The sequence below is a fragment of the Streptomyces sp. NPDC046862 genome, from assembly GCF_040704615.1.
Classification (GTDB): domain Bacteria; phylum Actinomycetota; class Actinomycetes; order Streptomycetales; family Streptomycetaceae; genus Streptomyces.
On the sequence record NZ_JBEYXP010000056.1, the window covers coordinates 49,984 to 69,483 of the forward strand.

The window sequence follows — 19,500 nt, forward strand, 5'->3', positions numbered from 1 at the left end:
CGCACACGCAGGTCCGGGATGAGGACCCGCACACGCAACGCCCTCACGGCCGTCGTCGCGGGGCTCATGGCCGTGTTCGCGGCCGGCTGCTCGGAAGGCGACGGAGACGGGGACAACGGCTTCACCGTCGGTCTGCTGCTGCCGAGCCGCGCGGTCCCCCGCTGGGAGCACTCCGACAAACCCATGATCGAGAAGCGGGTGAAGGAGCTGTGCCCCGACTGCACCATCAGGTACGCCAACGCCGAGAACGACGCGACGAGCCAGCGGCAGCAGATGAACTCCCTGGTCACCAAGGGGGCGGGAGTCATCATCCTCGACGCCGTCGACCCCAAGGCGCTGCGCTCCTCGGTCCAGGCGGCGGACCGGGCGGACGTCCCGGTCCTCGCCTACGACCGGCTCGCCGAGGGCCCGATCTCGGGCTTCGTCAGCTTCGACGGCGCCGAGGTCGGCAAGCTCCAGGCCGAGGGGCTCCTGAAGGCCATGGGCGAGGAGGCGAACGGTGGCCGGATCGTCATGATGAACGGCGACCCGGCCAGCCCCAACGCGGCCTGGTACGAGGAGGGGGCCCGGTCCGTCCTCGACGACAAGGTGACGATCGGCAAGGCGTACACCACGCTGGGATGGCGGACGGACAACGCCCACGACAACATGTCCGCCGCGATCAGCTCCCTGGGCCCGGACGGCATCGACGGCGTCCTGGCGGCCAACGACTCCATAGCCGCCGGTGTCATCGCGGCCCTCAAGAGCGCCCGTGTCTCGCCACTGCCCCCGGTCACCGGTCAGGACGCCGACCTCGACGCGGTGCAGCGGATCGTCAAGGGTGAGCAGACCATGACGGTCTACAAGCCCTTCAAGCAGGAGGCCGACGCGGCCGCCGCCATGGCCGTGGCCCTCGGTCGCGGTGAGTCGGTCGACTCCGTCGCCACGACGACGGTGGACAGCCCGACCACCGAGAACGTCCCGGCGGTGCTGCTCACCCCGGTCGGCGTCACCGTCGACACCATCGCGCAGACGCTCGTCAAGGACGGCGTGTACACGATCGACCAGATCTGCACCCCGAAGCTCCGGCCCGCCTGCGACCAGGCCGGGCTCACCGGATGAGGGAAGGTGGTCCCGGTGGTGTTCCCGCCCGTGCTGGCGTTGCGCGGCATCTCCAAGCGGTTCGGCGGTGTCCAGGCGCTCTTGGACGTGGAACTGCAGCTGAGGGCCGGCGAGGTGGTCGCCCTGGCCGGGGACAACGGCGCCGGCAAGTCCACGCTCATCAAGGTGATCTCGGGGGTGAGCCCCGCCGACCGGGGCGTCATCGAGTGGGAGGGCCGGCTCGTCCACATCAAGCGGCCCCACGACGCCCACGCGCTGGGCATCGCGACCGTGTACCAGGACCTCGCGATGTGCGACAACCTCGACGTCGTCGGCAACCTCTTCCTCGGCCGGGAGATCGACCGGGTGGGCATCCTCGACGAGGTGGAGATGGAGCGCCGCGCCCGTGAGCTGATGCGCACGCTGTCCATCCGTATCCCCGATGTGCGCATGCCGGTCGCCGCGCTGTCCGCGGGGCAGCGGCAGGCCGTCGCGATCTCCCGCTCGCTGATGGGCTCACCGAAGGTGCTGCTCCTCGACGAGCCCACCGCCGCTCTGGGCGTCGAGCAGACCAGCCACCTCCTCGACCTCATCGAGCAGGTGCGCGACCGGGGTATGGCGGTCCTCCTGATCAGCCACAACATGGGCGACATCAAGGCCGTCGCCGACCGGGTCGCCGTCCTGCGCCTGGGCCGGAACAACGGCCTCTTCGACGTGGGCACGTCGTCCCAGGAGCAGATCATCTCGTCCATCACCGGCGCCGCGGACAACGCCGTGGCCCACCGCGCGACCGGCACCGAGGAGGCCTGGCCGTGAGCGGCGGCCGGCCGCCCCCGGACTCCGTGCCCACCGGGCCGGGCAGCGGTGCGGGCACGGAGACCGCCACGCCGGGCCGGGGCCCGCGCACGCGGGGGTGGCACCGGAGCCTCAAGGGATACGCCAACGAGGTCCGCGGACGGGTGCGGGTCAGTGAACGCGGCCCGATCCTCGTCGTCCTCGGTCTGATCGTGATCTGGCTCGTCTTCCAGTCCCTCGACGACAACTTCCTCTCTCCGCGCAACCTGTCCAACCTCAGCGTGGACATCGTGGGCACCGGCCTGGTCGCCGTCGGCATCGTGTTCGTGCTGCTGATCGGGGAGATCGACCTGTCGGTCGGCTCCGTCAGCGGTCTGGCGGGGGCCGTGTTCGCGGTGCTGAACGTGAACCTGGGCATGCCGGAGTGGCTCGCCGTGATCGTGGCCGTGGTCACGGGGACGGCGGTGGGCGCCTTCCACGGGGTCTTCTTCGCCAGACTCGGGGTGCCCGCGTTCGTCGTCACGCTCGCGGGGCTGCTGGTCTGGAACGGCCTGACGCTCTACCTGCTGGGTGCGAGCGGCACCATCAACATCGACGAGGACGGCCTGGTCGCCAAGCTGACCAGCGAGTACTTCGGTGCCCACGCGGTGGCGTACGGCCTGGCGGCCCTCGGCACGGCCGCGTACCTGCTCGCCTGTCTGCGGTACCGGAACCGGAACCGGGCCGCCGGGATGCCGTCCCGGCCGGTGGCCGAGATCTGGGTGCGTGGTGCTGTCCTGGCGGTGCTGGCCTTCGGCGCGGCGCACACGCTCAACCGGTTCCAGGGCATGCCGCTCGCGCTGCTGATCTTCCTGGTGGTCCTCGTCGTCTCGGACTACGTCCTGCGCCGCACCCGCTACGGACGGCGGGTCTACGCGCTCGGCAGCGGCGTGGAGGCGGCGCGGCGTGCCGGTATCGGTGTGGAACGCGTACGGATCGCGATGTTCATGGTGTCGGGGACGCTGGCGGCGGTCGGCGGCCTGTTCGTGGCCTCGGGACTCACCTCCGCGAGCCCCACGACGGCCCGTGCCGCCGGCTCGGGCATGCTGCTGATCAACGCCATCGCGGCGGCCGTCATCGGGGGAACCAGTCTGTTCGGCGGCCGTGGCTCGCCCTGGTCCGTCCTGCTCGGGGTGCTGGTCATCCAGTCGATCGCCTCGGGCATGGCGCTGCTGGGGGTCGAGGACTCCGTCCAGTTCATGATCACCGGCGGGGTGCTGCTCGCCGCCGTCGCGGCGGACTCGCTCTCCCGGCGCGCGGAGACGCTGCGCGGGCCGCCTCGAACGGGATGACGCGACGGAATGACGCAACGGAGTCACGCAACGGCGTGACACAACGGAGCAATTCGCCGGGATACTGCATATGATGCCCTACTCCCCCTATGCCCATATGATTGCTGAAATGTCCACTAAACGGCATCCATAGAACGGCAAGGTTCGGGCGTGCCCCGCGCGCCGAAGGACCGAGCCTCGTGTCCACCGGAGTGCCATGAAGCGCAGCCGCCTCGCCCAGGTGGCCGTGACCGCCGCGGCCGCCACCGGACTGGTGCTCTCCGGCTGCGGTGACGCGGACACGCCGTCCGGGGGATCGAGTCGCAGCATCAACGTGCTCGCCATGGACGCGCCCCAGGTGCAGAACCTCAAGAAGCTCACCAAGAAGAACTTCACCGCCAAAACCGGCATCACGGTCAACTACACCTTGCTGCCGGAGAACCAGGCCCGCGAACGGATGAACAGCGAGTTCGCGACCCAGGCCGGGCACTACGACGTGGCGAGCGTCAGCGCGTACGAGGTGCCGATCTACTCGGACAACGGCTGGCTCGCCCCGCTGGACTCTTACGCCAAGGCGGACAAGGCCTTCGACCAGGACGACGTCTTCCCCAACCTGGTCGCGTCGCTGACGGGGGACGACGGCAGGCTCTACGCCGAGCCCTTCTACGGCGAGGGTTCCTTCCTGATGTACCGCAAGGACCTCTTCCGTCAGGAGGGACTGACCATGCCGGCGAACCCGACCTGGGACCAGGTCGCCCGGCTGGCTGCCAGGGTCGACGGCAACGACGGCGTCGACGGCATCTGTCTGCGCGGGCTGCCCGGGTGGGGGCAGAACCTCGCCCCGCTCAACACCGTCGTGAACACCTTCGGCGGTGCCTGGTACGACATGAAGTGGGACGCCGGGCTCGCCTCGCCGGAGTTCAGGAAGGCGGTGGGTTTCTACGTCGATCTCCTCCGCTCGCACGGTGAGCCCGACGCCCAGCGGATGGGCGTCCTGGAGATCCTCGACCACTTCATCCAGGGCAAGTGCGCCATGATGTACGACGCCACGTCGCTGGCCTCGTCCATAGAGGCGGACGGTTCGTCGGTCAAGGGCAAGGTCGGGTACGCCCCGGCGCCGCACGACAGGACCGAGCGGTCCGGCTGGCTGTGGACCTGGGCCTGGGGCATCCAGGCGGCCAGCGAGCGCAAGGACGCCGCCTGGGAGTTCATCTCCTGGGCCTCCTCCAAGGAGTACCAGGCGGAGGTCGGCAGCGAGCTCGGCTGGACCGCGGCGCCCGCGGGGAGCCGTGAGTCGCTGTACGACAACCCCGAGTACCAGAAGGCGGCGCATGCCTGGTACCGGCAGGAGTACGCGGCGGAGACGGACTCCGCCGATCCGAGGAATCCCGGGGTCGCGCCACGGCCGTACACCGGTATCGGCTTCCTCGCGATCCCCGAGTTCGCCGTGCTCGGTACCGCGGTCTCCCAGCAGATCGGCTCCGCCATCGCGGGTCAGCAGTCCGTCGACAAGGCCCTGGAAAAGTCCCAGGACCTGGCCCAGGCGTCGGCGGCGAAGTATCGGGTGGGGTGACGCCCCATCCCCGCGGGTCCGGGGGCGCAGCCCTCAGGAATGGGACAGGACACACATGACGCAGGGCCGCGCCCCCGACTGAGGAGCGCGGCCCCGAACCGCCGTGCCGGATCGCCTACTTGCGGATCAGGCTGCGCAGCACGTACTGCATGATGCCGCCGTTGCGGTAGTAGTCGGCCTCACCGGGGGTGTCGATGCGGACGACCGCGTCGAACTCGACGCCCGTGTCGGTGGTGACCTTGACCGTGCGCGGCGTGGTGCCGTTGTTGAGCTCCTCGACGCCCGCGAAGGAGAAGGTCTCCTCGCCGGTCAGACCGAGGGACGCGGCCGAGGCGCCCTCCGGGAACTGGAGCGGGAGCACGCCCATGCCGATGAGGTTCGAGCGGTGGATGCGCTCGTACGACTCGGCGATGACGGCCTTGACGCCGAGGAGCGCGGTGCCCTTGGCCGCCCAGTCGCGGGACGAGCCGGAGCCGTACTCCTTGCCGGCCAGGACGACCAGCGGGGTGCCGGCGGCCTGGTAGTTCTGCGAGGCGTCGTAGATGAAGGAGACGGGAGCGTCGGCCTTCGTGAAGTCGCGGGTGTAACCGCCCTCGGTGCCCGGCGCGATCTGGTTGCGCAGGCGGATGTTGGCGAACGTGCCGCGGATCATGACCTCGTGGTTGCCGCGGCGGGAGCCGTAGCTGTTGAAGTCGCGGCGCTCGACGCCGTGCTCCGTGAGGTACTTGCCGGCCGGGGTGTCTGCCTTGATGGCACCGGCGGGCGAGATGTGGTCCGTCGTCACCGAGTCGCCCAGCTTGGCGAGGACGCGGGCGCCGGAGATGTCGGAGACCGGGGTGGTCTCCATGGTCATGCCCTCGAAGTACGGGGGCTTGCGGACGTACGTCGACTCGGCGTCCCACTCGAAGGTGTTGCCGGTCGGGACGGGCAGGGCCTGCCACTGGGCGTCGCCCGCGAAGACGTCGGAGTAGGACTTGTTGAACATGTCCTCGCCGATGGCGTTCGCGACGACGTCGTTGACCTCGGCCTCGGAGGGCCAGATGTCCTCGAGGTGGACCGGGTTGCCGTCCTGGTCGATACCCAGGGCGTCCTTGGTGATGTTCACCTTCATGGAGCCCGCGATGGCGTACGCGACGACCAGCGGCGGGGACGCCAGGTAGTTCATCTTGACGTCGGGGTTGATACGGCCCTCGAAGTTCCGGTTGCCGGAGAGGACCGAGGTGACCGCGAGGTCGTGGTCGTTGACGGCCTTGGAGACCTCCTCCGGCAGCGGGCCGGAGTTGCCGATGCAGGTGGTGCAGCCGTAACCGACCAGGTTGAAGCCGACCTTGTCGAGGTACGGGGTCAGGCCCGCCTTGTCGAAGTAGTCGGTGACGACCTTCGAGCCCGGGGCGAGCGTGGTCTTGACCCACGGCTTGCGGGTCAGGCCCTTCTCCACGGCCTTCTTCGCGACGAGCGCGGCGGCGACCATGACGTACGGGTTCGAGGTGTTGGTGCAGGAGGTGATGGCCGCGACCGTCACCGCGCCGTGGTCGATCTCGTAGGTCGAGCCGTCGGGGGCGGTCACGGTGACCGGGTTCGACGGGGCGCCGTTCGGGGCGACGGCCGGGGCGTCGGAGGCCGGGAAGGACTCCTGGCCCGCCTCGTCCACGGCGTCGACGTAGTTACGGACGTCCAGCTTGAACTGCTCGGCGGCCTTGGCGAGGACGATGCGGTCCTGCGGGCGCTTCGGGCCGGCGATCGACGGGACGACCGTCGACAGGTCGAGCTCCAGCTTCTCGGAGAAGTCGGGCTCGGCGGCCGGGTCGAGCCAGAGGCCCTGCTCCTTGGCGTAGGCCTCGACGAGCGCCAGCTGCTGCTCGCTGCGGCCGGTCAGCTTCAGGTAGTTGATGGTCTCGGCGTCGATCGGGAAGATCGCGGCGGTCGAGCCGAACTCCGGCGACATGTTGCCGATGGTGGCGCGGTTGGCGAGGGAGGTGGCGGCCACGCCCTCGCCGTAGAACTCGACGAACTTGCCGACGACACCGTGCTTGCGGAGCATCTCGGTGATGGTCAGCACCAGGTCGGTGGCGGTGGTGCCGGGCTTCAGCTCACCGGTCAGCTTGAAGCCGACGACGCGCGGGATGAGCATGGACACCGGCTGGCCGAGCATGGCGGCCTCGGCCTCGATGCCGCCGACGCCCCAGCCGAGGACGCCGAGGCCGTTGACCATGGTGGTGTGCGAGTCGGTGCCGACGAGGGTGTCGGGGTACGCCTGACCGTTACGGACCATGACCGTGCGCGCCAGGTGCTCGATGTTCACCTGGTGGACGATGCCGGTGCCGGGGGGTACGACCTTGAAGTCGTCGAAGGCGGTCTGGCCCCAGCGCAGGAACTGGTAGCGCTCGCGGTTGCGGCCGTACTCCAGCTCGACGTTCTGCGCGAAGGCGTCGTTGGTACCGAACTTGTCGGCGATGACGGAGTGGTCGATGACCAGCTCGGCCGGGGAAAGCGGGTTGACCTTGGCCGGGTCGCCGCCCAGCTCCTTGACGGCCTCGCGCATGGTGGCGAGGTCCACGACACAGGGAACGCCGGTGAAGTCCTGCATGATCACGCGGGCCGGCGTGAACTGGATCTCCTGGCTGGGCTGGGCCTGCGAGTCCCAGTCACCGAGGGCCCTGATGTGGTCGGCGGTGATGTTCGCGCCGTCCTCGGTACGGAGCAGGTTCTCCAGCAGGACCTTGAGGCTGTAGGGAAGGCGGGCCGAGCCCTCCACCTTGTCCAGCCGGAAGATCTCGTACGACTCGTCGCCCACCTGCAGCGTGCTGCGGGCGTCGAAGCTGTTCGCCGACACGACAGTCTCCTTCATTTTTGTGCGCGTACCACCGCATCCTGCCGCCACGCCGTCTCGACGATCCGCTAAGGTAAGGCTAAGTTAGGTAACCCTTACCGCCCGCCCGGTGATGGCGTGCGGCTACGGCGCGCCTCGGCAGATATCTCGATGTCGAGATAACTCTAGTACATGTGCGCGGCTTGGTCATGCCCCGAGCCCTTGTCCGCTGTCATCCAATCGAGGCGTTTGACAGCGAACCCAGCCGTTCCGGCTTCCTTGCCGGCGAACCTAAGGCGTGTCCGTTAAATGCGAGCCCGGACCAGCACTGCGGCGAGAACTGCGGCCGAGCGGTAGACGATCGCGAGCTTGTCGAACCTCGCGGCCAGGCCCCTCCACTGCTTGAGCAGGGCGAAGGACCGCTCGACCGCGTTGCGGTTCTTGTGGGCCACCGGATCGAACTTCGACGGACGCCCGCCTGCTGAACCGCGGCGGCGACAGTGGTCCTGCTGGTCACGCCGTTCAGGGATGACCGCGGTGATCCCGCGGGCCTTGAGCGCTGCCCGGATCGCGCGGGAGGAGTAGGCCTTGTGCCCGAGCAGCGTGGTCGGGGTCGTGCGCGGGCGGCCTGCTCCGGTCCTAGGGACTCGCAGGTCGCCCAGCAACAACGGCAGGGACTGACCGTCGTGCGCCTGCCCGGGCGTCACGACGACGGCCAGCGGTCGGCCCTGACCGTCCACGGCGTGGTGGATCTTCGTGGTCAGCCCGCCGCGGGAACGGCCGATAGCGTGCCCGGCGGGCTCTCGGAGGGCGTCGAGGCCCTGCCCTCGGGCTGCGGCCCGGCACTTCTCGGGGCGGCAGGTGTTGGTGGCGTGCTGGCGGGCCCGGGTGATGGTGGAGTCCACCGCCACCCGCCAGTCGATCAGCCCATCGTCGTCCGCGCGGGCGAGCAGGACGCCGAACACGCGGTCCCAGGTCCCGTCGGCGACCCAGCGGCGGTGGCGGGCCCACACGGTCTTCCAGGATCCGAACCTGGCTGGGAGGTCTCGCCGAGGAATACCGGTGCGGTACCGAAAGACGATCGCCTCCACAATGCGGCGGTGATCGGCCCACGGCCTGCCACGACGACCAGTACTGGAGGGCAGCAGAGGTTGGATGCGGTCCCACTGCCGGTCGGTCAGCCGGGCGTGACGAGGCATCAGGATCAGACCGCAGAGGTGCTGCGCACCCGGGCCAGCAGCCCGGCCGGGCTCAGCCGATCTTCTTGATCACCCGGGCGGGCACTCCCGCGACCACTGTGCCGGCAGGGACATCACGAGTGACCACCGCACCAGCAGCGACCACCGCACCGGCACCGATGGTCACCCCCTGCGTGATCACGGCAGCCGTCCCGATCCAGACGTCGTCCTCGATGACGATCGGGGCGAAGGAGAGGTACTCGCGGCGCTCGGCCAGGGGCAGTGGATGGCCTCCGGTGATGAGGCTGGCCTTGGGGGCGATCATGACGCCGTTCCCGATACGGATGCCTCCCTTGTCCATGAAGGTGCATCCCTGGTTGACGAAGACGTTCTCCCCGAACGTCGTGTTCAGCCCGTACTCGGTAAAGAACGGCGGGTAGATCATCACCGAATCCGGAAGCGGACCACCAAACACAACAGAAAGTAGTTCCGCGCGACCTTCGCTGTCGCTGAACGGAAGCGCGTTCAGTCGAGACGTCGCATCGGTCACTTCCACGATCCGCTCCGCATGGCGCGCGAACTCAGGCGTCTGGACATACATAACCTGCTCTGTGCGGGTAGACATGCGCTGATCCCACCACCGCGCAGAACACTTGATCAAACAACCCTGACCACGCCCGACACAACCAATGGTTGTGGAAGTAGGGTGGAGGCGTGGATGTTGAAGCGCTGCGGACGTTCGTGGCCGTCGCTGAGACCGGCCAGTTCCAGGCTGCGGCCGACGAGCTGGGGATCAGCCAGCAGGCGGTCTCCAAGCGGATCGCGGCCCTGGAGAGGCACATCGAGGTCACGCTCCTGGTACGGACCTCCCGAGGCTCCCGGCTGAGCCTGGACGGGCAGGTCTTCCTGCCCCACGCCAGGAAGGTCCTGGCGGCCATCGCGCAGGCTGAGCAGGCCGTGCGCCCCGGAAGCCGTCCCTTGCGCGTCGATGTCCTCAATCGGCGCATCTCCCCGGCCCAGACCGTCTACCGGTTTTACCGCTCCCACCCCGATATGGACCTGGACGCGGTCACGCTGAGCAAGGAGAACGCCGCCCAGGCCGCCCAGGCGGTGCTCTCAGGGACCGTCGACGCGTCCTTCCGTGCCCTGCCAGCAGATCAGATCCCGGCCGGGATCAGCGCCGAACGACTCCTGGACGCACCCCTGGAGCTCCTGGTCGGACCCGGCCACCCGCTGGCTGACGCGCCCTGGGTCAGTCCTGCGGATCTGGCCGGCCACCGCATCTGGATCCCCGGGATCAGGCCGGGCACGGAGTGGGCGGCGTTCTACCAGGCGCTGTCCGAGACCTTCGGCCTCAGCATCGACGCGCTCGGCCCCAACTTCGGTGACGAGGCCCTGATGGACGCGCTGGCCGACTCGGCCTCGCTGGCCACCCTCGTCGGCAGCGGGGACCGGTACCTGTGGCCCCAGACCCACGACCTGCGGCGTGTCCCGTTGCACGACCCAACCCCGGTCTACCCGCACGTGCTGCTGTTCCGCAGCGGAGACCAGCACCCCGTGCTGACCGCGCTACGCGACTATCTGCGCACCGCAGGCCCGCGAGCCCCGCACGACGTGTGGGCGCCCGACTGGCTAGGCCGCTGACCAGATGACCGAATTGACAGACACGCTCTAGTCGCCGACTACGAGCACCTCATCAGCGAGCCGGGCGTCACTTCTCGGGCTGGTACTGGGCGGCGACGACCGGGCGGCACGTCGGTTCGGTGGTCGTGGATGTCCGTGCTGATGAGCGGATCCCCACCGCTGAAGCAGTTGGCGCTGGAGCGGCAAGCGATCGCCTCCCTCACGGCCTACGGGGCGACATCACTCCATCGACTCCAGAATGCGGTCGAGTGTCCGGAGCCCCATTCTGCTCATCGTCGGATTGCTGTCGACGTAGTACCAGACAACACCCATCGCCTGTTCGAACGCCCATGCCTTGCCGCGCTCCCACTCCAGATCGTCACAGACCAGTGTCCGCCGGAGCACTTCCCGGGGGCCTGGCCGCAACAGGTGCCAGGCACTGACCAGATCCAGCGCGGGGTCGGCCGGGCCGAAGCCTCCGGTGTCGAGTACGCCGCTGAGCCGGTCTCCCGTGACCAGTACATTGCCGGGAATCAAGTCACCATGGCTCATCACGTCGGCACCCGTGCGCGGCAACTCCCGAAAGCGGCTCCACACCTGGCGCAGCCGGGGCACGTCGAGCAGCCCCATACTCTCCTCGAAGCACTTCGCCATCCAGTCGTCATGGTGAGCGAGAACGCCGCCACGACTTTCGCCGCCGAAAAGCCGCCCCCGCGTCTCGGCGTCCCGCAGGGCTGAGATGAAGGCCGCGAGGTCCTCGGCAAAAGCGTCCGACCCACTCGGGTCGGCATCGAAGGCGACCGTTCCCGGCAGCCATGTCTGGACCGACCACGGCATGGGGTAACCCGCTCCAGGCTTCCCCAAGGCGACGGGTTCCGGGGCGGGGAACCGAGACACCTGTGCCAGCTCCGCGCTCGCCCGGGCTTCCTGCTCCAGAATCGCCAGCGCCTCGGCAGCATCGGCCAGACGCAGTGGGAAACGCGCAGAGAGGTCGTCCCCGATACGGAAGATGGCGTGGACCGTCCCGGTCGACGACAGGAGCTGGATCGCCTTGCCGCTCCACTGAGGGAACTGTTCCTGGATCAAGGTCGCGACGATTTCGGTGGTCACGTCCACTTGGTCATCGTGCATGGTCAATCTCGCAGCACCTTCCACTAGTCCAATGCGAAACGCCGGAAGCGGACCAGATCAACTGAGACGACAGCCAGTATTCAGACGCCAGGTTCCAGATCAACTGAGATTTGCGGCCACCCAGGTGCCCCAACCGTTCCACGGACACCTGTCGCGCGGCTCTCGCCCGCGTGGCGTAGCCCCCTGCGCCGGCACCCCGGGGAAGCACTCCGCGCTACTGGCCCGACCGGTACGGCACGCGCGCCACGCGGCCAACGGCCAACCGCCCTGCCGCAGGCATTCGTTGGCGCTTCGCGGGTACCCGCTCCGCAAGGGAAGGAGGCACGCATGCCACTCACGTTCCGCAAGAGCTTCCGGATCCTCCCCGGGGTCCGGCTGAACATCAACCGCCGTTCCTGGTCCATCACCACGGGCGGTCGGCACGGGCCGCGCCGCACCCACAGCAGCACGGGCCGCCGCACCACGTCGATGGATCTGCCGGGCCCGTTCGGCTGGCGGCGCACCACCGCACGCCGTCGGCACGGCTGAGGCCGCCTCACCTGGAGGCCTCATCCGGCGAGCCTCACCCGGAAGGCGGTCTTCCACTTTTCGTATATCTCACATCCGATATACGGTCGCGCCATGGCAGACGACTACCTCGTACGCATCGGCAGGCTCATCCGTGACGCCCGGCAGCACCGGGGCTGGACACAATCGCAGCTGGCGGAGGCACTCGGCACCAGCCAGAGCGCCGTCAATCGCATCGAACGCGGCAACCAAAACATCAGCCTTGAGATGATCGCTCGAATCGGTGAAGCACTGGACAGTGAGATCGTCTCACTGGGCTACGCGGGTCCGATGCATCTGCGCGTGGTCGGCGGCCGCCGTCTGTCGGGCGCCATCGACGTGAAGACCAGCAAGAACGCGTGTGTCGCGCTGCTGTGCGCCACGCTGCTCAACAAGGGGCGCACGGTGCTGCGCCGGGTGGCCCGCATCGAGGAGGTGTACCGCCTTCTGGAGGTGCTCTCCTCGATCGGCGTCCGCACCCGGTGGATCAACGACGGCGTGGACCTGGAGATCGTGCCGCCGGCCGACCTCGACATGGACGCCATCGACGCGGAGGCGGCCCGGCGCACCCGCTCGATCATCATGTTCCTCGGCCCGCTGCTGCACCGTGTGGACCGCTTCCTGCTGCCGTACGCGGGCGGGTGCGACCTCGGTACGCGGACGATCGAGCCGCACATGATCGCGCTGCGCCGGTTCGGCCTGGACATCACCGCCACCGAGGGCCAGTACCACGCCACGGTGGACCGGTCGGTCGCCCCGGCGCGGCCGATCGTGCTGACCGAGCGCGGCGACACGGTGACCGAGAACGCGTTGCTGGCCGCCGCCCGCCACGACGGCACGACCGTCATTCGCAACGCCTCGTCCAACTACATGGTCCAGGACCTCTGCTTCTTCCTGGAGGCCCTGGGCGTGCGGGTGGAGGGCATCGGGACGACCACGCTCACCGTGCACGGCGTGCCAGACATCGACGTGGACGTCGACTACTCCCCCTCGGAGGACCCGGTCGAGGCGATGAGCCTGCTGGCCGCCGCCGTGGTCACCGAGTCGGAGCTGACGGTGCGCCGCGTCCCCATCGAGTTCCTGGAGATCGAACTCGCGGTCCTGGAGGAGATGGGCCTCGACCACGACCGCACACCCGAGTACGTCGCGGACAACGGCCGGACGCGGCTGGTGGACCTCACCGTCCGGCCCTCCAAGCTGGAGGCGCCGATCGACAAGATCCACCCGATGCCGTTCCCGGGACTGAACATCGACAACGTCCCGTTCTTCGCGGCCATCGCGGCGTCCGCGCAGGGCAAGACGCTGATCCACGACTGGGTCTACGACAACCGCGCGATCTACCTCACCGACCTCAACCGCCTCGGCGGCCGTCTCCAGCTCCTCGACCCGCACCGCGTGCTGGTCGAGGGCCCGACCCGCTGGCGCGCGGCCGAGATGATGTGCCCGCCCGCCCTGCGGCCCGCCGTGGTCGTCCTGCTGGCGATGATGGCGGCGGACGGCACGTCGGTCCTGCGGAACGTGTACGTCATCAACCGCGGGTACGAGGACCTGGCCGAGCGGCTCAACTCGGTGGGGGCGCAGATCGAGATCTTCCGGGACATCTGAGTGGCGGAAGCCGCCGTACCCTGCCTGACCTGCAGTGATGAAGGTCTGAAGGGGGTGCGGCGGCACCTGTGGGACAGCAGCCCTGAAATTCCGGGAGTTCATCACCAGCAAGCCGTTCATGACCCACCGCCTGCCCGACCGACGCCGTGCCCGCCATGCGTCCTAGCGCTCGCCTCTCCGGCTCAGCCAGGCGCGGTCGCCGCGGCCACGAACATCGGCAGCGCCAGGAACAGCCGGTCGGCGCCGGCACGAGCGCGCTGCTCGGTGATCCACGCATCCGCCTGCTTGCGCGTGACGGTGCCGGACGAGCAGGCCCCTTCGGCCAGCCCGGTCAGCAGGGGCAGCATCACCGGCCCGGTGAAGACACCCGTGTGCACCTCGATCGTCACCCCACCGAAGCCGGCCTCCAGCAGCAGGTTTCGATAGCGGCGTGCGGCGCGCGGGCCGGGTGTCAGATCGGCACGCGCATGGACGATGGTTCGCGTGAGGGCCGGGTCGTCGGAGTCGATGACGAAGGTGTCCCAGTCCTGCCCGATCAGCACGATCCGCCCGCCCGGCACGAGCACGCGCCGCGCCTCCGCCAATGCCCGCTCGGGTTCGCCCAGTTCGTGGAACACCTTGTCCGCACGGTAGCCATCGACCGACGCGTCGGCGAGCCCCAGCCCGTAGGCCCCGGCAATCCGGAAGTCGCAGTCGGGCCACCGCTCGCGGGCAACCGCGATCATCCGCTCGTCCGGGTCCACGCCAACGGCCCTGGCACCGCGTTCGGCCAGCTCCACCACCGCCCGCCCTGCGCCGCAGCCCACGTCCGCCACGGATGTTCCGGGCTCGATGCGCAACAACTCATAGGACAGGGCCCGCAGTTCTCTGGCCCCGGGCAGCGCGTCGGCCGCGTCGAGCACGGCAATGAGTTCGTCCGTCGACTGTCGCGTATGGCCTGTTTCCTTGGTCATGCACGCCAGGCTGCGACTTAATGTCGGCATGAAGTCAAGCGAACACAGCAGGGACGGCAACGGCGACAAAGAGGTTTTGAGTGTCGGTGCCCTCGCGAAACGCTTCGGCCTCGCCACGCATGTCCTGCGCCACTGGGAGACGATGGGGCTGCTGACCCCCGTACGGGACGCCGCAGGACGCCGACGCTACAAAACCGCCGACCTCACGCGGGTCGCTGTCATCCTGCGGGCAAAGGAAGCGGGCCTGTCCCTCGACACCATCCGCACCCTGGCCGCCACCACGGAACCCGCGCAGCGCAGGGACATCCTGCGCCAGGAAGCCGAGGCACTTCGCTCCCGCATCGCGGCCGCGCAGTACTCGCTCGGGCTCATAGAGTGCGCACTGGACTGTGACCACGAGGACTTCACCCAGTGCGCGCACTTCCGGCAGATGGTGGCCGAGCGCGTCGGTGTCGACGCCCCCGTGCACATCCCGGTCTGATTCCGCCCAGGGGCGGCCGGATCGCTCCGGCCGCCCGGTGCAGTGGCAGGTCACGGTGCTCGCTGGTCGCTTCCGGGACATCTGAGCGAAAGGTCACTGAGACACCGTTCCTTTGGTGCCGGTGATGACTTGGGCTTCTGCCAGCGTTCGGGTGCCAACCACGGAGGGCAAGCTTCCCGCCTGGCGGCGGCTCAGGTAATCGCGGGGCGCCGGCCGCGAACACATCAGGCACAAGGAGCGGTTGAGGGCCGCACCCCGGGCTGGGGTGCGGCGCGGCGCATGTGCTTACGCGGTCCAGCCTCCGTACGGCACGGTGATCAGCTCCATGGCATGGCCCGCCGGGTCCATGAAGTACACCCCGCGGCCGCCGTCGTTGTGGTTGATCGCGCCGGGCTGTTGCCGCTGCGGGTCGGCGTAGTGCTCGATGCCGCGCTCGCTGATCCGCGCGTACACCGCGTCGAACTCCTCCTCGGAGACCAGGAAGGCGTAGTGCTGCATGGCGATGTGGTCCGCGGGGATCGTGGCGAAGTCCAGCGTGACGCCGTTGCTCAGGCCGACCGCGATGAACGGGCCCCACTCCGCGGTGATCTCAAGGCCCAGCAGGTCCGCGAAGAACTGGGCGGACTCCCGGTTGTCCCGGGCGTGGACGATCGTGTGGTTCAACTCAACTGACAAGGAATGCCTCCGAAGGCATCTCCCGACACCTCCATGCCTCACCCAGCCGGTGATCGACACGCGATGTCCCGGTAGATCCTAGTCGCTGTTGTCAACGAAGTGAGTCGGCGGTAGTTGATGGACTCGATGCCCTTACGGGCAATGCGGTGGCGGATGCCTCTCTCGCGGAGCCATCTGCGCAGGTGGTCGGAGTCGTAGCCCTTGTCGGCATGGAGCTTGGCTGGGCGCCGACGACGCGGGCCGCGTCGGGAGCGGACGGGCGGGCCCCCCCGCCGCAACGGCGGCTTCAGGCCGAGGCTGTCGTGCACGTTGGCACCGGAGATGCCCAGCGACAGGGCCGATCCGTTCCGGTCCGTGTCAGGTGGATTTTCGATCCGCTCTTGCCGCCGTCGGCCGGATTCGGTCCGCACAGTGGCCCCCTTTTGCCGCCCGCACGCTGACGGAGTCGATCGCGCACCGCGACCAGTCCAGCTCACCGCGGGCGCCGAGCTCGTCAAGGACAACTCGGTGGAGCCTGGCCCACACCCTGGCCCGGCTCCACCGGGCGAAACGCCGATAGACCGTCGACCGGGCCGGCCAATGAACACCGGCGGCAACTGCCGCCAGGTACACCCCGAGGTCGCTACGAAGATGATCGCCGCCAGGCATTCGCGGTCACCCGCCCGCCGTCGTCCGCCGCGCTGCGGACGTATCGCCTCCGTCTGCGGAACCACCCGCCGGAACAGCGTCCATGACTCATCCGGCACCAATCGCTGATCAGACCCGTCATGCACCGCTCAACGAAACGATCAAGCCATAAGAAACGGCGTCCAAAAGCGACGTGGTTCACCGGCTGCTCGCGCCCGCGCCCACGGCGACGGCGGGCAGGACCGCGAGGGCGAGGATGCCGCCGGTGAGGGCCAGGACGGGGTAGCCGGAGGCGGCAACGACCAGGCCGGAGGAAAGGCCGCCGGTGGCGCCGGCGATGGCGATCGAGACGTCCACCAGGCCCTGGGTCCTGGCGCGGGTGGCCAGCGGCACGGCATCGGTGATCATCGCGGTGCCGGAGACGAGGCCGAGGTTCCAGCCCACCCCCAGCAACGCGAGCGCCAGCGCGAGCAGGGCGACGGAGTCCGCGGGCGCCGCGGCGGCCGTGACCCCGGCGGCGAGGAGGGTGACGCCCGAAGAGGCGGCGATCGCGGTGGGCCCGTACCGGTCGACGAGCCAGCCGGTCAGGGGTGAGGGCAGGTACATGGCGCCGACGTGGATGGCGATGACGAGGCCGGAGGCGGCGGTGCCGTGGCCGTGGTCGTGCATGTGCACGGGCGTCATCGTCATGACGGCCGCCATGACGAGCTGGGTGAGGATCATCGTCAGCGCGCCTGGTATCAGCCCTGGCCCACGGGTGGGCGCCGCCTTCGCCGCGGTGGCTTCCGTCCGCTGCTGGAGGTCGAGGCTCCGGGCGAGCAGCAGGGGGTCGGGGCGCAGCCAGAGGGCGAGGACGAGGGCGGCCAGGGCGTAGGCGGTGCCGGCGAGCAGGAACGGCCCGGCCAGGGTGGGCATGCCGAGGCTGACGGCGAGGGCGCCGGTGGGTGCGGCGAGGTTGGGGCCGACGACACCACCGAGGGTGGTGGCGACCAGGACGGTGGAGACAGCACGTGCGCGGTGGGCGGGCGCGGCGAGGTCGGCTCCCGCGTACCGGGCCTGAAGGTTGGTGGCCGTACCGGCGCCGTAGACGAACAGGGCGATGAAGAGCAGCACGGGGTTGTCGGCGACGGCGGCGACGATGACGCCCGCGCTGCCGACGGCACCGGTCAGGTATCCGGCGGCCAGGCCCAGCCGGCGGCCCCGGGCCTGGGAGACGCGGCCGATGCTGACGGCGGCGAGGGCCGAGCCGGCGGTGAACAGCGCGCTGGGCAGACCCGCGAGGTTGGTGGAACCGAGCATGTCCTGCGCGAGCAGGGCTCCGACGGTGATGCCGGCCGCGAGCCCCGCCCCGCTCAGGATCTGGCTGCTGACCAGCACGGCGAGGACGCGGCGCTGCGCCTCGGATCGCGGGGACGTACCGGTGGTGGTGGGTGCGGAGGTGCTCGTCACGAACGGTTCTCCTTTCCTCTCAGGACCCGGCTTCCTCTCAGGACCCGGCCAGGGTGTCGACGACGACAATGGTGGTCCATGGAGGGAATTCCTAGCGGCTCGACCGGCTCGACCGGCTCGACGAACGGCTTGTGGTGGGGAAGGTGCTGCTGCGCCTGTTCGGGGCGCTGTGCGCTGCCAGTACGGCCTGCGCTGCTCGCTCTCCGGCCGCGAGGGCGCCTTCGATGTGCCCGGCATGGTCGGTCGCCGTCTCGGTCGACGCCCAGTGGAGTCGGCCGTCCAGCGTCGGCCGCTGATAGAGGGGATGACCGAAGAGCGCGTAATCGGCCAGGTGCAGCACGGTGGAGGGGGACGTCCACTGCTCGGTGCTCCAGTCCTGCACGTGCAGGACGTCGGGGCTGCCGGCGGCAGGGCCGAAGAGCCCGGCGAGCTGAGTGGGCGACGACCTTCGCGACGGCTCCCATCCGGACCGGAGTGGACTGGGCGAGGCGCACGACGTCGACGCGCTCCAGCGCCAGGGCGGCGCGGGACAGCCCGGAGGGTCTGGTCACTCGCTGTCGGCGGTGTCCAGGACGATGCGGAAGCGGGGAGTTCCGGAACGCAGCCGGGTCACGGCTTCACCGGCCCGCTCCAGAGGCATCCGCTCGATCATGGGCCGCACGCCGTTGATGACGGCGAACCGCATCGCCTCTTCCGTCTCGCGGGCGCTGCCCGTCAGGTGTCCGGTGAGAGTGTGGCCGTTCATGACCAGCCGGGCCACCGGAACGGTCACGGATCCCGCGTCGATGCCGACGAGGGTGAGCTGTCCGTGCGCGTTCAGTCCGGTGAGGAGCTCGTCCACGGGGGCGGTGGAGGAGGCGGTGTGGACGATGAGGTCGGCGCCGCCGAGTTCCTTCAGGGCGGCTCCGGGAGCCTGGGCGTCGCTGTCGATGTAGTGGTGGGCGCCGAGCTCGCGGGCGAGCTTCTCGCGGTCGCTTCCCCGGGCGAGGGCGATGGTCTCGTAGCCGAGCTTCGCGGCGAACTGCACGGCGAGATGCCCCAGTCCGCCGAGCCCGAACACGGCGACGCGACCGCCTCCGCGCGTACCGGCCTTGCGCACGGCGTTGAAGGTCGTCACCCCGGCGCAGCCGAACGGGGCGGCGTCGAACAGGTCGAGCTCGTCGGGGACGCGCGCGAGTGCGTCGGCGGGCACGGTGATGCTCCGGGCCCAGCCGCCCGGGTAGGACAGGCCGGGAACCCTGCGTTCGGGGCAGTGGACGACGTCGCCCGCCCGGCAGTACGCACAGTGCCCGCAGCTGCCACCGAACCAGCCGACGGCCACGCGGTCCCCGACCGACCAGCCCTCGACCCGCTCGCCCGTCTCGGCGATGACACCGGCGACCTCGTGCCCCGGGGTGACCGGGAAGGACGTGCCCGCGCCGGTGGCCGCGACCGTGGAGAGGTCGGCGTTGCACACGCCGCTCGCCGTGACGGACACTCGGACCCGGCTCCCCGACGGCGACGTCGTCTCGGCCGCGAAGGGGTGGAGGGGACCTCGAGGCTCGGTCACGACCATGGCCACGGCGGTGTCCGACATGGTGCTCTTCCCTTTCTGAACACGACGATGCGCATAGGTGCTGGTTATGCTGGGTCAGCAGCAGCCCCACCATAGGCAGGGAAGATCAA

17 protein-coding genes and 1 pseudogene are annotated in these 19,500 nt (G+C 69.4%); 8 read left to right on the plus strand and 10 right to left on the minus strand.

Features of this window, described 5'->3' with window-relative positions:
• The first annotated feature begins 18 nt into the window (after nucleotides 1-18).
• The 4 genes from AB0959_RS42570 to AB0959_RS42585 all read left to right on the plus strand — a co-directional run bounded on the left by AB0959_RS42570 (nucleotide 19) and on the right by AB0959_RS42585 (nucleotide 4,758).
• Complete coding sequence (locus AB0959_RS42570) at nucleotides 19-1,101, plus strand: substrate-binding domain-containing protein (protein ID WP_366832216.1); 1,083 nt, start codon at nucleotides 19-21, stop codon at nucleotides 1,099-1,101.
• Nucleotides 1,102-1,116: 15 nt separating this feature from the next.
• Nucleotides 1,117-1,896, plus strand: coding sequence for an ATP-binding cassette domain-containing protein (locus tag AB0959_RS42575; protein WP_366832217.1), 780 nt, complete (start codon nucleotides 1,117-1,119; stop codon nucleotides 1,894-1,896).
• 143 nt (nucleotides 1,897-2,039) lie between these two features.
• A complete protein-coding gene (locus tag AB0959_RS42580; protein ID WP_366832246.1) occupies nucleotides 2,040-3,206 on the plus strand; it encodes a sugar ABC transporter permease in 1,167 nt (388 codons plus the stop codon).
• Between the two features lie 196 nt (nucleotides 3,207-3,402).
• Nucleotides 3,403-4,758 (plus strand): sugar ABC transporter substrate-binding protein, encoded by a 1,356-nt coding sequence (locus AB0959_RS42585; protein ID WP_366832218.1) that lies wholly within the window; start codon nucleotides 3,403-3,405, stop codon nucleotides 4,756-4,758.
• 115 nt (nucleotides 4,759-4,873) lie between these two features.
• Here the strand turns inward: AB0959_RS42585 and acnA are convergent, their stop codons facing one another.
• The 3 genes from acnA to AB0959_RS42600 all read right to left on the minus strand — a co-directional run bounded on the left by acnA (nucleotide 4,874) and on the right by AB0959_RS42600 (nucleotide 9,346).
• Nucleotides 4,874-7,591: an aconitate hydratase AcnA gene (gene acnA, locus AB0959_RS42590; RefSeq protein WP_366832219.1), complete on the minus strand. Its 2,718-nt coding sequence runs from the start codon at nucleotides 7,589-7,591 to the stop codon at nucleotides 4,874-4,876.
• A 281-nt stretch (nucleotides 7,592-7,872) separates the two neighbouring features.
• Nucleotides 7,873-8,766, minus strand: a complete 894-nt coding sequence (locus AB0959_RS42595; protein WP_366832220.1) for an IS5 family transposase — start codon at nucleotides 8,764-8,766, stop codon at nucleotides 7,873-7,875.
• Nucleotides 8,767-8,818: 52 nt separating this feature from the next.
• Nucleotides 8,819-9,346 carry a DapH/DapD/GlmU-related protein gene (locus tag AB0959_RS42600; RefSeq protein ID WP_366832247.1) on the minus strand — a complete coding sequence of 176 codons (528 nt, stop codon included), beginning with the start codon at nucleotides 9,344-9,346 and terminating at the stop codon, nucleotides 8,819-8,821.
• Between the two features lie 113 nt (nucleotides 9,347-9,459).
• On the opposite strand from AB0959_RS42600, the gene AB0959_RS42605 reads away from it, so the two are divergent.
• Nucleotides 9,460-10,389 carry a LysR family transcriptional regulator gene (locus AB0959_RS42605; RefSeq protein WP_366832221.1) on the plus strand — a complete coding sequence of 310 codons (930 nt, stop codon included), beginning with the start codon at nucleotides 9,460-9,462 and terminating at the stop codon, nucleotides 10,387-10,389.
• A gap of 219 nt (nucleotides 10,390-10,608) precedes the next feature.
• On the opposite strand, the gene AB0959_RS42610 is transcribed toward AB0959_RS42605, so the two are convergent.
• The gene (locus tag AB0959_RS42610; protein ID WP_366832248.1) at nucleotides 10,609-11,499 is read right to left on the minus strand and encodes an aminoglycoside phosphotransferase family protein; all 891 of its coding nucleotides are present in this window, start codon (nucleotides 11,497-11,499) and stop codon (nucleotides 10,609-10,611) included.
• 327 nt (nucleotides 11,500-11,826) lie between these two features.
• On the opposite strand from AB0959_RS42610, the gene AB0959_RS42615 reads away from it, so the two are divergent.
• Nucleotides 11,827-12,027, plus strand: coding sequence for a DUF4236 domain-containing protein (locus tag AB0959_RS42615; RefSeq protein ID WP_366832222.1), 201 nt, complete (start codon nucleotides 11,827-11,829; stop codon nucleotides 12,025-12,027).
• 93 nt (nucleotides 12,028-12,120) lie between these two features.
• Nucleotides 12,121-13,650: a UDP-N-acetylglucosamine 1-carboxyvinyltransferase gene (locus AB0959_RS42620; RefSeq protein ID WP_366832223.1), complete on the plus strand. Its 1,530-nt coding sequence runs from the start codon at nucleotides 12,121-12,123 to the stop codon at nucleotides 13,648-13,650.
• Between the two features lie 182 nt (nucleotides 13,651-13,832).
• Here the strand turns inward: AB0959_RS42620 and AB0959_RS42625 are convergent, their stop codons facing one another.
• Nucleotides 13,833-14,603: a methyltransferase domain-containing protein gene (locus AB0959_RS42625; RefSeq protein ID WP_366832224.1), complete on the minus strand. Its 771-nt coding sequence runs from the start codon at nucleotides 14,601-14,603 to the stop codon at nucleotides 13,833-13,835.
• A gap of 28 nt (nucleotides 14,604-14,631) precedes the next feature.
• Here AB0959_RS42625 and AB0959_RS42630 point away from each other — a divergent pair, with 28 nt between their 5' ends.
• A complete protein-coding gene (locus tag AB0959_RS42630) occupies nucleotides 14,632-15,084 on the plus strand; it encodes a MerR family transcriptional regulator (RefSeq protein ID WP_366832225.1) in 453 nt (150 codons plus the stop codon).
• Between the two features lie 285 nt (nucleotides 15,085-15,369).
• Here AB0959_RS42630 and AB0959_RS42635 read toward each other — a convergent pair whose 3' ends face one another.
• The 5 genes and pseudogenes from AB0959_RS42635 to AB0959_RS42655 form a co-directional block, all read right to left on the minus strand.
• Nucleotides 15,370-15,759 carry a VOC family protein gene (locus AB0959_RS42635; protein WP_366832226.1) on the minus strand — a complete coding sequence of 130 codons (390 nt, stop codon included), beginning with the start codon at nucleotides 15,757-15,759 and terminating at the stop codon, nucleotides 15,370-15,372.
• A 119-nt stretch (nucleotides 15,760-15,878) separates the two neighbouring features.
• Nucleotides 15,879-16,532: pseudogene (locus tag AB0959_RS42640) on the minus strand (IS5 family transposase); the annotation flags it as partial.
• Between the two features lie 52 nt (nucleotides 16,533-16,584).
• A complete protein-coding gene (locus AB0959_RS42645) occupies nucleotides 16,585-17,835 on the minus strand; it encodes an MFS transporter (RefSeq protein WP_366832227.1) in 1,251 nt (416 codons plus the stop codon).
• Nucleotides 17,836-17,926: 91 nt separating this feature from the next.
• Nucleotides 17,927-18,217, minus strand: coding sequence for an FAD-dependent oxidoreductase (locus tag AB0959_RS42650; protein WP_366832228.1), 291 nt, complete (start codon nucleotides 18,215-18,217; stop codon nucleotides 17,927-17,929).
• 165 nt (nucleotides 18,218-18,382) lie between these two features.
• Entirely contained in the window at nucleotides 18,383-19,411 is a 1,029-nt protein-coding gene (locus AB0959_RS42655; protein ID WP_366832229.1) for an alcohol dehydrogenase catalytic domain-containing protein, read from the minus strand.
• Nucleotides 19,412-19,500 lie beyond the last annotated feature (89 nt).

Bases quoted from the DNA above. Each gene is read 5' to 3' on its own strand.
- AB0959_RS42570 (WP_366832216.1), top strand. From the start codon at position 19: ATGAGGACCCGCACACGCAACGCCCTCACGGCCGTCGTCGCGGGGCTC.
- AB0959_RS42585 (WP_366832218.1), top strand. From the start codon at position 3,403: ATGAAGCGCAGCCGCCTCGCCCAGGTGGCCGTGACCGCCGCGGCCGCC.
- AB0959_RS42595 (WP_366832220.1), bottom strand. From the start codon at position 8,766: ATGCCTCGTCACGCCCGGCTGACCGACCGGCAGTGGGACCGCATCCAA.
- AB0959_RS42600 (WP_366832247.1), bottom strand. From the start codon at position 9,346: ATGTATGTCCAGACGCCTGAGTTCGCGCGCCATGCGGAGCGGATCGTG.
- AB0959_RS42610 (WP_366832248.1), bottom strand. From the start codon at position 11,499: ATGCACGATGACCAAGTGGACGTGACCACCGAAATCGTCGCGACCTTG.
- AB0959_RS42615 (WP_366832222.1), top strand. From the start codon at position 11,827: ATGCCACTCACGTTCCGCAAGAGCTTCCGGATCCTCCCCGGGGTCCGG.
- AB0959_RS42620 (WP_366832223.1), top strand. From the start codon at position 12,121: ATGGCAGACGACTACCTCGTACGCATCGGCAGGCTCATCCGTGACGCC.
- AB0959_RS42625 (WP_366832224.1), bottom strand. From the start codon at position 14,603: ATGACCAAGGAAACAGGCCATACGCGACAGTCGACGGACGAACTCATT.
- AB0959_RS42630 (WP_366832225.1), top strand. From the start codon at position 14,632: ATGAAGTCAAGCGAACACAGCAGGGACGGCAACGGCGACAAAGAGGTT.
- AB0959_RS42655 (WP_366832229.1), bottom strand. From the start codon at position 19,411: ATGTCGGACACCGCCGTGGCCATGGTCGTGACCGAGCCTCGAGGTCCC.